At 74.8% G+C, this 13,012-nt stretch carries 12 protein-coding genes; 3 read left to right on the top strand and 9 right to left on the bottom strand.

The features are described from left to right. Positions 1 to 4 precede the first annotated feature (4 nt). A complete protein-coding gene (locus ACQEVU_RS29665; RefSeq protein WP_433329226.1) occupies positions 5 to 2,140 on the bottom strand; it encodes an acetate--CoA ligase family protein in 2,136 nt (711 codons plus the stop codon). A gap of 2 nt (positions 2,141 to 2,142) precedes the next feature. After that, on the bottom strand, positions 2,143 to 3,342 hold the full coding sequence (locus ACQEVU_RS29670; protein WP_433329228.1) for an acyl-CoA dehydrogenase family protein: 1,200 nt from the start codon (positions 3,340 to 3,342) through the stop codon (positions 2,143 to 2,145). Positions 3,343 to 3,516: 174 nt separating this feature from the next. On the opposite strand from ACQEVU_RS29670, the gene ACQEVU_RS29675 reads away from it, so the two are divergent. Beyond that, entirely contained in the window at positions 3,517 to 4,497 is a 981-nt protein-coding gene (locus ACQEVU_RS29675; RefSeq protein ID WP_433329230.1) for a zinc-binding dehydrogenase, read from the top strand. Beyond that, positions 4,494 to 5,261, top strand: a complete 768-nt coding sequence (locus tag ACQEVU_RS29680) for an enoyl-CoA hydratase/isomerase family protein (RefSeq protein ID WP_433329232.1) — start codon at positions 4,494 to 4,496, stop codon at positions 5,259 to 5,261. The genes ACQEVU_RS29675 and ACQEVU_RS29680 overlap by 4 nt, the downstream gene beginning before the upstream one ends. On the opposite strand, the gene ACQEVU_RS29685 is transcribed toward ACQEVU_RS29680, so the two are convergent. The 4 genes from ACQEVU_RS29685 to ACQEVU_RS29700 are packed head-to-tail and all read right to left on the bottom strand — an operon-like array spanning position 5,253 to position 9,410. Continuing rightward, positions 5,253 to 6,488 (bottom strand): MFS transporter, encoded by a 1,236-nt coding sequence (locus tag ACQEVU_RS29685; protein ID WP_433329234.1) that lies wholly within the window; start codon positions 6,486 to 6,488, stop codon positions 5,253 to 5,255. The genes ACQEVU_RS29680 and ACQEVU_RS29685 overlap by 9 nt on opposite strands. Further along, positions 6,485 to 7,471, bottom strand: a complete 987-nt coding sequence (locus tag ACQEVU_RS29690; RefSeq protein ID WP_433329236.1) for an LLM class flavin-dependent oxidoreductase — start codon at positions 7,469 to 7,471, stop codon at positions 6,485 to 6,487. The genes ACQEVU_RS29685 and ACQEVU_RS29690 overlap by 4 nt, the downstream gene beginning before the upstream one ends. Next, positions 7,468 to 8,211 (bottom strand): nitroreductase family protein, encoded by a 744-nt coding sequence (locus ACQEVU_RS29695; RefSeq protein ID WP_433329238.1) that lies wholly within the window; start codon positions 8,209 to 8,211, stop codon positions 7,468 to 7,470. Before ACQEVU_RS29695 ends, ACQEVU_RS29690 begins: the two co-directional genes overlap by 4 nt. After that, entirely contained in the window at positions 8,208 to 9,410 is a 1,203-nt protein-coding gene (locus ACQEVU_RS29700) for an acyl-CoA dehydrogenase family protein (protein WP_433329240.1), read from the bottom strand. Before ACQEVU_RS29700 ends, ACQEVU_RS29695 begins: the two co-directional genes overlap by 4 nt. 60 nt (positions 9,411 to 9,470) lie before the next feature. Here ACQEVU_RS29700 and ACQEVU_RS29705 point away from each other — a divergent pair, with 60 nt between their 5' ends. After that, positions 9,471 to 9,842 (top strand): VOC family protein, encoded by a 372-nt coding sequence (locus ACQEVU_RS29705; protein WP_433329242.1) that lies wholly within the window; start codon positions 9,471 to 9,473, stop codon positions 9,840 to 9,842. A 14-nt stretch (positions 9,843 to 9,856) separates the two neighbouring features. On the opposite strand, the gene ACQEVU_RS29710 is transcribed toward ACQEVU_RS29705, so the two are convergent. From ACQEVU_RS29710 to ACQEVU_RS29720, 3 genes are read right to left on the bottom strand one after another with little or no spacing between them, the layout of a single operon-like run. After that, positions 9,857 to 10,900 (bottom strand): MBL fold metallo-hydrolase, encoded by a 1,044-nt coding sequence (locus ACQEVU_RS29710; RefSeq protein ID WP_433329244.1) that lies wholly within the window; start codon positions 10,898 to 10,900, stop codon positions 9,857 to 9,859. 52 nt (positions 10,901 to 10,952) lie between these two features. Further along, positions 10,953 to 11,453: a flavin reductase family protein gene (locus tag ACQEVU_RS29715; protein WP_433335130.1), complete on the bottom strand. Its 501-nt coding sequence runs from the start codon at positions 11,451 to 11,453 to the stop codon at positions 10,953 to 10,955. Then, positions 11,453 to 13,012 (bottom strand): class I adenylate-forming enzyme family protein, encoded by a 1,560-nt coding sequence (locus ACQEVU_RS29720; protein WP_433329246.1) that lies wholly within the window; start codon positions 13,010 to 13,012, stop codon positions 11,453 to 11,455. Before ACQEVU_RS29720 ends, ACQEVU_RS29715 begins: the two co-directional genes overlap by 1 nt.

Consider the following 13,012-nt stretch of genomic DNA (forward strand, 5'->3'; position numbering starts at 1 on the left):
CGTGTCACTTCGTCGCATCCGTCCCGGTCGAGCGCCACTGCACGAGGGCGTCGAGCGCCTCGACCAGCGATCCGTCCACGCGAAGCGGGTTGACCTCGATGGACTCCCACCGGTCGCCCCACGCCTGCGCGGCCGCGGCCACGGACGCGACGGCCCGGGCCAGCGCGTCGTGGTCCACCGGCGCCGTGCCCCGCGGGCCGTCGAGCAGCGCGGCCCCCTTGAGCCCGGCGAGCATGGTGTGCACGTCGTCGGCGGTCACCGGCAGCGGCCGCAGCGCCACGTCCTGCAGCACCTCCACCAGGACTCCGCCGAGGCCGACCAGCAGGATCGGCCCCCAGGTCGGGTCCCGGTTCACCCCGATGATCAGCTCGACGCCGCCGGCGCGCATCGGCGCGACCAGGACGCCGTCCACCGCGGCGCCCGGTGCCCGCCGCGCGACGGTGTCGTGCATGCGCCGGTACGCGGCCGCCACCTCCGCGTCGCCGTGGATGCCCAGCTCCACGCCGCCCGCCTCGGTCTTGTGCGCGATGTCGGGTGAGACGACCTTGAGCGCCACCGGGCCACCGAACTCCCGCGCATACGCCACCGCCGAACCCTCGTCGCCGGCGATCCGGAACGGCACGGCCGGCAGGCCGAACTCGCGCAGTGCCGCCAGCGCCTGGGCCTCGGACCATCGACCGTTGCCGGCGGGCAGCGGCTCGCGCGGCGCGGCGAGCGGCGGTGCCGGGTTCCGGGGCCGGCTTCGGCGGCCGGTGTACCGCACCGCGTGGGCGAGGGCCCGCAGCCCGACCTCGACCCCGGGCAGCCGGATCAGGCCGAGCTCGCGGAAGAGGCCGCGGGCGAACGAGCCCATCCCGGCGGCCACCTCGTCCTGCAGGAGCAGCGGTATGCCCAGGGCGTGCGCGGTCTCGGCGATCGCGGTGAAGTGCCGGCGCACGCCGCCGGGGTCGGGCGGATCGTCGGGCGGCGTGACGAACGCCTGGAACAGCACCACGTCGTAGTCGTCGGCGGCCGTACCGGCGATCACCTCGGCCGCCTTGATCGGGAGCTCGATGTCCACGGTGGCGTACCCGGTGACGTCGAGCGGATTGTGGACGTCGGAGAAGTCCGGCAGCAGTTCCTTCAGGCCGGCCATCGCCGGCTCGGGCAGGTCCGGGAGCCGGAGCCCGACGTCGGCGGCCTTGTCGGCGATGAGCTCGCACCCGCCGCCGGACGCGCCGACGACCGCGACACGGTCGCCGGCGGGGCGGACCCCGGCGGCGAGCAGCCCGGTGGTGGCGACAAGCTCCTCCATGGAGTGCACCTCGACGACCCCGAGGTCGGCGAGGACCGCGGAGGTGACGAGCGAGTCGCCGGCGAGGGAGCCGGTGTGGGACAGCGCGGCCCGCCGGGCCACGTCGCTGCGCCCGACGGCGAGCGCCACGATCGGGCGGTCGAGCTCGTCGGCCCGCCGCGCCAGCGCCCGGAACGCGCCGGGATCGCGGAACCCCTCCACGAACAGCCCGATCGCCCGGGTCTGCGGATCGTCCAGGAGGTGGGCGGCGACGTCGGTGGTCGACAGGGCGGCCTCGTTGCCCGTGCCGATGATCGAGCCGACCCCGATGCCCCACGCGTTGGCGAGGGACAGCACCGGCTTCATGAGCCCGCCGGACTGCAGGACGAACGACGCGCCCCCCGGATCGGCCAGCGCCGGCAGGGCCAGCCCGAACGGCACGATCGACCGGCCGACGTCGATGTAGCCGCTGACGTTGGGGCCGAGCACCCGGACGCCGGTCTCCGCCGCCGCCGCGACCAGTTCGCGTTGCAGTGCCTTGCCGTCCTCGGTCTCCCCGAAGCCGGCGGTGAGCACGACGGCGCCCCGGATGCCCAGCGTCCCGGCCTCGCGCACCAGGTCCGGCACGTACTGCCGGGGCGCCATGATGTACGCGAGGTCGACGGGCTCGCCGAGCGCGGTCAGCGTCGGCGCCGCGAGCATCCCGTGCACGCTCTGCCGGCTCGGGCTGACGCAGTGCACGGTCACGTCCGGCGAGTACCGGCGCAGGTTGTTGAAGGTGTTGACCGACCAGTTGGACCGTTCGGTCGCCCCGACGAGGGCCACCGAGCGCGGGCGGAACAGCGGCGACAGATCCAACGCGACCACGCCTAGCCCGACTTGGGCAGACCGAGGGCCCGCTCGGCGACGATGCGCCGCTGCACCTCGCTCGTGCCGGCGAAGATCGTCTCGGCGCGGCTGGTGAGGTACGCCTTCTGCCACCTCGTGATCGGGTAACCCTCGCCCTCGGGCCGGATCAGGGCTTCGGCGCCTTCGATGTCGACCGCGATCTCGCCGAGCCGCCGGTGGTACTCGCTCCAGACCAGCTTGGTCAGCGACGCCTCGGCGCCGAGCTCGCCGCCGCGGGCCAGGGTCGCCAGCACCCGCTGCCCGGTCGCCTTCATCACGTGCACCTGGCAGTAGGCCCAGGCGAGGCGCTGGCGCACCAGCGGGTCGTCGGACCGCCCGAGCTCCCGGGCCCGCTCGACGAGGGCCGACCATTCCTTCTCGTACTCGAGGTGCTGGACCGCGGCGACCGCGCCCCGCTCGCTGCCGAGCGTGGTCATGGCCGAGCGCCACCCGTTGTTCAGCCCGCCGATCACGTTGAACAGCGGGGCGCGGGCGCCGTCGATGTACTCCTGGCAGAACGCGTTCTCCCCGGACATGGTGATCAGGGGGCTGATCGTGATGCCGTTGTCCCGCATCGGCACGAGGACGTAGGAGATGCCGCGGTGCTTCGGCGCGGTGGGATCGGTCCGGCACAACAGGAACATGGTGTCGGCGAGGTGCGCGCGCGAGGTCCAGATCTTCTGGCCGGTGATGACGATCTCGTCGCCTTCGACCACGCCCCGGGTCGTGAGGGAGGCGAGGTCCGAGCCCGCGCCGGGCTCGGAGAAGCCCTGGCAGTAGCGGTCGTCGCCGTTGACCACGCGGGGCAGGAAGTACGCCTTCTGCTCGGGGGTGCCGTGGGCGACGATCGCCGGGCCGGCCAGCCGCTCGCCCATGCCCCGGGTGATGCGGGGCATGTCGGCGGCGGCGAACTCCTCGGCGAGCACCGCCATCTGCAGGTCGTCCAGGCCGCGCCCGCCGTACTCCTCCGGCCAGTGCGGGCAGACGAGCCGGGCTTCCAGCGAGGCGTTCTCCCACGCGGTGAAATCGTCGAAGAGCGGGGAGGCCGGGTTCCGCCACGCCTCCCGCTCGAGGTCGTACTCCCCCATCCCGGCCAGGGCGGGCCGCCGGTGGACCCGGAGCCAGTCCCGGATCTCGCCACGGAACTCGTCGAGCCGGGCATCGCCGAAGTCGGTCGCCACGCATCCTCCCCTGAGTGGAAGCGGCCGGTCCGCTCGCGCGAGGCAACGGTGAGCATCGGCGCCCGGCCTGGAACTCCCGAGACCGCCTCGACTTGATCGGGCGCCTCGGGGTCTCCCGACCGTACCGTCTAGTTGGTATGTTGTCGAGAGTCCGTCTGCTCCCCTGGAGGGCCAATGCTCTGCGCCTACGCCGCGTCGACCTCGTCCGACGATCCACTGGCCGCCCTCGCCGTCGGCGACCTCCCCGACCCTCCGGGCCCGGGCACGGTGCCGGGCGACCCCGTCACGGTGACCGTGCGGGCCGCCGCGTTGAACCATCACGACCTGTGGACGCTCAAGGGATCGGTCGTACCGGCGCACGGCCTGCCCTGTGTGCTCGGCACCGACGCGGCGGTGGTGGACGACGCCGGCGGCGAGTACGTCGTGCACAGCGTGCTCGGCGACCCGAGCCGCGGCCACGGCGACGAGACCCTCGACCCCGGCCGGCTGATCCTCTCCGACGCCGGGCTCGGCGCGCTGCGCGGCCGGATCACCGTGCCGCGGCGCAACCTGGTGCCCAAGCCACCCGAGCTCGGCTGGGCCGAGGCGGCCTGCCTGCCCACGGCCTGGCTCACCGCCTACCGGATGCTGTTCACCAAGGCCGGGGCGCGCCCCGGCGACCGGGTGCTCGTCCACGGCGCCGGCGGCGGCGTCTCGACCGCGGCGATCCTGCTGGCCAAGGGGGCAGGGCTGGACGTGCAGGTGATGACCCGCGACGCGGCGCGGGGCGAGCGCGCCGAGGCGCTCGGCGCCGACCGGGTTCTGCTCACCGGCGCGACAGTGCCCGGCGACGCGGACATCGTGCTCGACACCGTCGGCGGATCGACCTGGTCCACGTCGCTGGCCGCCGTCCGCCCGGGCGGAACGATCGTCGTCTCCGGAGCGACCGCGGGCTTCGGCGTCCGGACCAACCTCGCCCGGCTGTTCTCCCGCCAGATCACGGTCAGGGGATCCACCCTGGGCACGATCGACGACCTCCGGTCGCTGCTGCGCTTCGTCGTGGCCGCCAAGGTGAGGCCCGTCATCGACTCGGTGGCGCCGCTCAGCGCGGCGCGCGACCAGTTCGCTCGGCTGGCGAGCGGCACCGCGTTCGGGAAGCTGGTGATCGAACCGTGAACGGGGGCGATCGAGCCGCGAACGGGGTGCGGGTCGAGCGGCGGGGCGCCGCCGCGTGGGCCCGCCTCGACCGCCCGGAGCGGGCCAACGCGCTGGGGCCGGACATGGTGGACGCGCTGCGCGCGTTCGTCCGGGAGCACGGCGCGGAGCCGGACGTCGCCGCGCTGGTCATCACCGGCACGGGGCGCACGTTCTGCCCGGGCGCCGACGTCAAGGCGTCCGCCGCGCTCGGCGACGCCCAGTCCCGCCTCGCCTACCTCGATGCGGGACGGCGGCTCATGCACGAGATCGAGGACGCCGGGAAGCCGGTGATCGCGGCGGTGAACGGTGCCGCGTTCGCCGGCGGGCTCGAACTGCTGCTCGCCTGCCACCTCGTCGTCGCCGCCGAGGACGCGGTGGCCGGCGACCTCCACCTGCCGCACGGCCGGCTGCCCGGGTGGGGCGGCGCGACGCGGCTGACCCGGGCCGTGGGCGAGGCGGCGGCCACTCGCATCCTGCTGCTCGGCGAGCGCCTCGGCGCGGCGGAGCTCCTGCGGCTCGGGCTGTGCTCGGAGGTCGTGCCGGGCGCGGCGCTGGAGGAGACCGTCGACCGGCACGTGGCGACGCTGGCGGCGCACTCGCCGGCCGTCCTCGCCCAGCTGGTCGGCCTGCTGCGCAGCATCCGGGGCCGCGACCGTGCGGCGTCCCTGGACGAGGAGTGGCGGCACTTCCGCCGGCACTTCACCGCCGGCGGAGCCGCAACGGTCTCGCTGCGATCACAGTGACGACGCCGGGCCCCGGCCGCGCCGGAGCACCACCACCGACAGGCCGATCAGGACCAGGCAGAGCACCCCGGAGGCGGTCAGCGCCGACCGGGCGCCGAGCAGGTCGGCCAGCCCGCCGAAGAGCGGCGCGCCGAGGGGTGCCCAGACGAAGAACACGATGACGTACAACGCCATCAGCTTGCTCTGCAGATCGGCCGACCCGCGCAGCTGCAACGCCGAGATCGCCGTCGTGCCGAACGCCTGCATCACCGCGCCGGCCACGAACAACGCCACCGCCAGCCAGACCCCGCTCGGCAGGAGCGCCACGACGATCGTGACCGCGGCGAAGACGGCCGACCACAGGTGCAAGTGCCGGTTGCGGGGCACCGAGACGACCACGGAGGTCAGCGCGGAGCCCACCACGCCACCGGCGCCGATCATGGCGAGGTAGACGCCGAAGCTGCGGGCCGCCGAGTCGGAGGAGTGCACCAGCAGGGGCAGGACCAGCTGCAGGTTCGTCATCCCGATGCCCAGGACCAGGCCGCCGAACAGGGGCACCAGGTACGCCGGGTTCCGCAGCTCGCGCAGGGTGCGCCGCCAGCCGGCCACCCGGCCGCGCTCGACCCGGTTGCCTCGGACCGGCGGCCGGATCCCGAGCAGCGCCGTGCACGACACCGCGCCCAGCGCCGCGACCACCAGGAACGCCTGGCCCGTTCCGAGCAGGGCGAGCACGCCGCCGGCCAGGGCCGGACCCACCACCCGCGCGAACTGGAACACCGCGCCGTTGAGACCCACCGCGGGGGCGAGGACCTCCCGCGGTACCAGCTGGCGCGGATAGGCCAGCCGCACCGGGGCGTCGATCGCGTTCGGGATGCCCAGCAGAACCGCGAACACGTAGGCGATCGGGAGCGTCACCAGGCCCCTGAAGATGAGCAGGGCCAGCGCGAGGCAGGCGAGGACCGACGCCACCTGCGTGACCAGCATGAGCCGGCGCTTGTCGAACCGGTCCCCCAGCGAACCGCCGCCGACGCTCAGCACGATCATCGAGAGGTACTGCAGGCTCGTCACGACACCCACCGCCAGCCCGTCGGCCCCGGAGAGCTGGACGACCAGCCACACGTGCGCGGTGCGGTGCATCCACATGCCACAGTTGCCGGTGACCTGGGCGACCATGAAGTACCGGTAGTCCCGGACGGCCAGCGCCGCCAGCGGCGAACGGCGCCCCGGCGGCGGTTGGACCCCGGTCATGGGGCGATACGCCCACGCAGCCGCGGCAGCACCTCGTCGCCGAGGCGCCCGATCAGCCGGTCCACGTCGAGCCCGACGGCCGGGATCACCACCCCCGCCACCCCTTCGGCGGCCAGGCCACGCAGACCGTCGGCGACCCGGTCGGCCGGGCCGGCCAGCGCGAACCGCGCGGCGAGGACATCGCGCAGGCCCAGGTCGTCCACCAGCCCGGCGTTGGGGTTGCCGGTCCGGCGGCCGTGGGTGCCGTAGTCGTAGCCGCGGCGAAGCCGGTCGACCCGCTCGGCGACGTCCGGCGCCAGTGCGTCCCGCTCGGCCCGGACCGCGAACACGTGGTTCGCCCCGGACGCCAGGAGGGGCAGCAGTTCGTCGACCGCCGCCCGCGCATCGTCGGCGATCGACACTCGGGCGACCACCCACACGGGTACGGAGTCCGCGGCGCGGCCCGCGGCCGCCGCGCCGGTCGCGACCGCCTGCCGCGCGCGGTGGACCGCGTCGGGCGCGATGCCGGCCCCCGACACGACCAGGTCGGCCTCGGCGCCGCCGAGGGCCAGGGTGCGCGGGCCGTTCGCGACGACCACCACCCGCCAGGGCTGCACCGCCGGGGCAGCCGCCGCCGGCCACGCCTCCCGCAGGTCCCGCAGGCCGGCCCGGAACCCCGCCAGCCCGGCCGGCGCGGCCCGGGCGCCGGCGAGCGCGCTGTCCCCGGCGCCCATTCCCGCGAAGACCCGGCCCGGGGCGAGTTCCTCGACCGACCGCAGCGCCCGGGCGGTGACCTGGGGCGCCCTGGTCACCACGTTCGTCACCATCGGACCCAGCCGCGCCCGGCCGGGGGCCTGGGCCGCGACGGTCAGCGCCACGTACGGGTCGTGGTAGCCCGGCGAGTCGCCGATGCCGATCGCGTCGATGCCGGCCGCCTCGCACGCCGCCACGCGGTCGCGCAGCACGTCGAGGCGGTCCGGCGCGAGGGTCAGCATCACTCTCATCGGTCGTCCTCCTCCCCGGTGCCGTCGAGCGGGCGGCCCCACACGTCGGCGAAGACCACGTCGGCCACGGGGCGCCGGGCCGCCGGGCGGAAGTCGGTGCCCAGCGTGTACGCCACCGGCAGCAGCGCGCACTGGGTGACCCCGGCCGGGATGCCGAGGAGCGCGGCGAGACCCTCCGGCCGGCGCAGGTGCAGCGTGGTGATGAGCGAGCCCAGGCCCCGCGAGCGCAGGGCCAGCTGGAACGACCACACCGCCGGGAAGACGGAGCCGAAGACCGAGGGGGCCATGTGCGGCCCGGGGTACGGCCGGGTCGCGCAGGCCAGGACGAGCCACGGCACGCGGTGGATGTTGTCGGCGAGGTACTCCGCGCCGCCGTAGACCCTGGCCTTCCGGCGGCGCTCGGCCGCCTCCGGTCCCGCCCCGGCCGCGTCCGCCGGGCCGGCGCCGGCGAGCAGCCCGGGAAGGCGGGGCCGCACCTCACGGTCGAAGGCCCGGCGGTACTCGTCGCCGACCGCCAGCTTGACCCCGGGATCGCCGATGAGGATGAACCGCCAGTCCTCCGCGTCGGCCCCGGTGGGTGCCTGCAGCGCCAGGCGGAGGCAGTCCAGGACCTCGCCGCGCGGTACCGGGCGGTCGAGGTCGAGCCGCCGGCGTACGGCCCGCGTGGTCGTCAGGACGGTCTCGAAGTCGGTGATCGGCAGCGGCGTGTCCGATGACCACCGCTGCGCCCCGCCGGTCACCCGTCGCCTCCCGGGCGCGGCCGCCACCAGACGGTCCGGTCGGCGAGCGCGCGGGCGACGATGCCGAGCTGGATCTCCGAGGTGCCCTCGACGACGGTGAGGGTCCGGGCGTCGCGGTACATGCGCTCGACCGGATGACCGGCCACGCTGCCGACCGCGCCGAAGACCTGGGTGGCCAGCCCGGACACCCGCACGGCGCACTCGGTGGCCTGGAGTTTCGCCATCGCGAGCAGCCCGGCGGACTCGGCGCCGGACCGGCCGGCCTCGACGAGCCGGGCGGCCCGGTACACGAGCAGCCGCGCCGCCTCGATGTCGGCGGCGGCCTGGGCCAGCCGCCACTGGACGCCCTGCTGCCGGAACACCGGTGCGTCGCCGACCGACCGGGTCTCGGCGTACTCGACGGCCGCCATCAGGGCCGCCTCGGCCAGGCCGAGGCCGCGGGCCGCGACGATCGGCCGCATGGTGGACAGGCCGCGCAGCAGCGGTCCCAGGCCGGTGATGCCGGGCAGCCGCGCCTCCTCGGGCACGACCACGTCGGCGAGCTCGAGATCGCCGAGGCTCATGCCGCGCACGGCCGGGCGGTCGTGGAGGGTGGCGAGCCGGACTCCCGGGGCGTCGCGGTCCACGACGAAGGCCCGCAGGCCGTCCGAGCGGCGCTCGCCGGGGGCGGTGGTGGCCACGACCACGAACCAGTCCGCCTCGCCGGCGCCGGAGATCCAGCTCTTGCGGCCGTTGATGCGCCAGGAGTCGCCGATCCGCTCGGCGTGGGTCGTCAGGGCCAGGACGTCGCTGCCGGCCTGGGGCTCGGACATGCAGAAGGCCCCGCGCGTCTCGCCCTTGCCCAGTGGGATCAGCCGCTCGCGCCGCTGCTCGGTGGTGCCGGCGAGCAGCAGCGGCGCCGCGGGAAGGCGGGACAGCAGCAGCATCAGGCCGGCGGCGCTGGAGTACTGCGAGAGGACCTCGGTCGCCAGCGTGAGCGCCATGACGCCTTTTGGCGCCGCGGCGTCGGGCGGGCCGCCGAGGTCGGGCGGCAGGGTCAGGGCCAGCAGTCCCTCGGCGGCGAAGCGGTCGAAGACGTCGTGCGGGTATTCGCCGGTCCTGTCGATCTCGGCGGCCCGCGGCTCGACCGCCTCCCGCCCGATCTGGTGCATCCAGCCGCGGAACTCGTCGTACGGCGGTCGCTCGATGATGGTCACCACACTCCTAAGATACCGACTGGATGGTATGATCTGCCGAGACAGCCGTCAACGGAGGACACCTTGACCGACACCCACGCCCCCACCGCCGCGCTGCGCAGCATCGCCGTCGCGGTCGACGACACGGCCGCCGCCGAACAGCTCCTGGCGACGCTGGTCGACCTTCCCGTGACCGTGCGGGACGGGCACCGCTGGACCGCCCTCGACGCCGGCGGCCTCACCCTCGCGCTCACGACCGCGGCGGAGCTGCCCGCCGGGGCGTCCGTGAGCATCAACGTCCGGGTCGCCGACGTCGCCGCCGCCTACGAGACGCTGCTCGCCGCCGGCGCGCAGTCGCTCAGCGCACCGGCGCTCGGCCCGCACGAGGAGCGCGCGGCCGTGCTCCTGGGCGGTTGCGTGGCGCTGTCGGTCTACCGGTCGGTGCCGGCCGCGTAGGGGGCCACCCCGCCTCAGGCGGGGACCCACCGCTCGACGCCGGCCGCGGCCGTGTGCCGCACCCGGCCCAGCAGCTCCAGGTGCACCAGATGCGCGACCGTCTCGGCCACCGCCGCCCGCACCATCTGGGCGCCGAACCGCTCGAGCGGCCGGGACCAGGAGATGCGCTCGGTCACCCGCCAGCCGGTCGCGCCCGGCTCGGCCCGCACCACGGACTCGACCTCGTCCAGCCGCCGGTCGTGGTGCGCGAGCAGGTCCGCCACACGCCCCGGCAGGTCGGTGAACCGGTACTCGTGGCCGGGCATCACCCACTCCACGTCCAGGGCCGCGACCTTGCGCAGCGACGCCAGGAACTCGCCCAGCGCATCGTTCGCCTCGTCCGGGTGACTGCCGACGCCCGGCGTGATCCGGGGCAGGACGTGGTCGCCGGTGAAGAGCAGGCGGTGCTGCGGGTCGTGCAGGCACAGGTGGCCGCCGGTGTGTCCCGGCGTCCAGACCGCCCGCACCGACCAGCCGGGGATGTCGAGCAGCTCCCCGTCGGCGACGCCGGTCACCGGGACCTGCCAGGACTCCTCGGACACGGGCGCCGACGGATCGACCATGTCCGCGATCTTCGCGTGCGGCACGCCCCAGTGCGGGAACCGATCCGCCACCGCCCTGCGGAACCGGACGGGCATCGACCGCGGGCCGCCCAGCCGCTCGGCCTCCCGCTGCTGCACCACGACCGTGGCGCCGGTGCGCGCCCGGATGACGTGGGCCAGTCCCAGGTGGTCCGGGTGGGCGTGCGTGACGATCACCGACCGTACGTCGTCGAGGTCGTGCCCGGTCCGCTCCAGGCCCTCGGTCAGCGACGTCAGCGACCGGTGGTCGTCCCAGCCCGCGTCGAGCAGCGTCACCCCGCCGCCCGGGTGCTCGAAGACGTAGACGTTCACGATCTTCAGCGAGGCGATCGGGATGTCCACCGGGATGGACCAGAGCCCGGGGCGGACCTCGACCGGTGCCTCGTCGATCGCCCGGCGGGCGGCCGACGCGAGGTCGGCGACCTCCCAGTCGGACATGGCCGGCGCGGGACGGCCCGCCGGGCCGGTGCCGTGCGCGCAACGACCGCGGTCAGTGGACACCGAGATACCGCCCGCCGAGGAACACCATGGGCGCACAGCCCGTCCCGGCCTCCAGGGCCGTGACCCGGCCGATGACCAGCGTGTGATCGCCGGCGTCGTACTCGTGCTGGATGTCGCACTCCACCCAGGCCACCGCGCCGTCGAGGCGGGGGGCGCCGTTGCGGCCGAGGTCCCACCTCAGCCCGGCGAACTTGTCCGGCTGCTTGCTCGCGAACACGGCGCAGACGCCGTCCTGGTCGGCCGCGAGCAGGCTCACGCAGAAGCGGCCCATCGGCCGGATCTTCGGCCAGCTCGTCGAGTTCCCGCCGGGGCAGAACGCGATCAGCGGCGGGCTGAGCGACACCGACGTGAAGGTCCCGATCGTCAGGCCGACCGGTGTGCCGTCGGGGCCGGTGCCGGCCACCACGCCGACGCTCGTCGGCACCCGGCCGAGCACCGACCGGAGCTCGGTTCCGGAGATCGGCGTCTCCTCCGCCTCGGCTCCGACCATCACGAGATTCTCCCCTCGTCGTCAGATGCGGCGGGGTGGCCGGTCAGGACCCCCCGCTGGACCTTGCCGGCCTCACTGCGGGGCAGGTGGTCACGGAACTCGACCTGGCGAACCGCCTTGAAGTGGGCGAGCCGGTCGCGGCACCAGGCGATCAGCTCCTCGGCCGTGACGGCCCGGTCCGGCGCCACCACCACGAACGCCTTGGGGATCTCCCCCAGCCGCTCGTCCGCGACGCCGACGACCGCGACGTCGGCCACCGCCGGGTGCTGGCGGAGGGCCTCCTCGATCTCGCCCGGCCAGACCTGGAAGCCGCCGGTCTTGATCAGTTCGCGGAGCCGGCCGACCAGGAAGAGCACGCGATCGGCGTCCAGGTATCCCATGTCGCCGGAGCGCACCCAGCCGTCGCGGACCAGGTCGGCCTGGTCGCCCACCCCGGAGTCCACGTATCCCTTGGTGCGGCTCGACTTCACCCAGATTTCGCCGGGCTCGCCGACCGGCAGCGCGGCTCCGCCCGGGTCGCGGATCTCCACCTCGACGCCGTCGTACACCCGGCCGACCGAACCGGGGCGCCATCGCCCCTCGCGGACGTCGCGGGAGTTCCAGCCGGCCACGTGCCCGAGCTCGGCCGAACCGTAGTTGGACATGATGATGACGCCGAAGCGCTGCTCGAAGAGCGCCTTGAGACCGGGATCGAGGCGCTGCCCGGCCACCAGGACCTTCCGCACCGGCGTCAGGTCGGGGCGGTCCGGGGCGTACGCCAGGTCGTACACCATCGTCGGCAGCAGGAACAGGTTGTCGACCGCGTACCGCGGAACCAGCCGGGCGACCCGGTCCACCGAGAACCTCTCCACCAGCAGGATGGTGCGCCCGACGTGCCAGCCGAACAGCAGCGACTGGATGCCACCGCCGTGGAACAGCGGGAGGAGGACCAGGTTGGGCGGGACGTCCTCGGCGACGATCTCGTACAGGCCGTCGACGGGCTCGCCCCGGGTCTTCTGGGCCCGGGCGAGGTTCGCCATCGACCGGTAGGTGCCGTCATGGGTCACCGCGACCGCCTTCGGCCGCCCGGTCGAGCCGCCGGTGAACAGGACCAGTCCCTCGTCGTCGTCGGCCGGGACGGGAGCGGGCCGGGCGCCGCCGGGCGGCGCGATGCGCCGGGCCTGCTCGCCGGCGTGGGTCAGGATCGACACGGGCAGCGGCTGTACTTCGCCGTCGAGGCGGGCGAGCGCCGCCGGATCGGCGATCAGCGCGGCCGGCCGCGTCTTCTCGATGCAGCCGCGCACCTCGTCGGCGTTGTAGAGGCCGCTCATGGCGACCGGGACCAGGCCCGCCTTCCAGCAGCCGGCGAGGCCGAGGACGAGCTCAGGCCCGTTCGCGAGGTGGATGCCAACCCGCGCACCGGCCGGGATTCCGGCGTCCGTCAGTCGCTCGCCGACCAGCGCCGCCGCGCGGTCCAGTTCGGCGTACGTCCACTGCCGGCCGTCCTCGTGGATCAGTGCGAGGCGGTCCGGCGACGACGCCGCCCGCTGCTCGAGATCCCTGACAAGATTGCGTCCCAC

It is taken from the genome of Dactylosporangium sp. CA-139066, from assembly GCF_050936175.1.
GTDB lineage: Bacteria > Actinomycetota > Actinomycetes > Mycobacteriales > Micromonosporaceae > Dactylosporangium.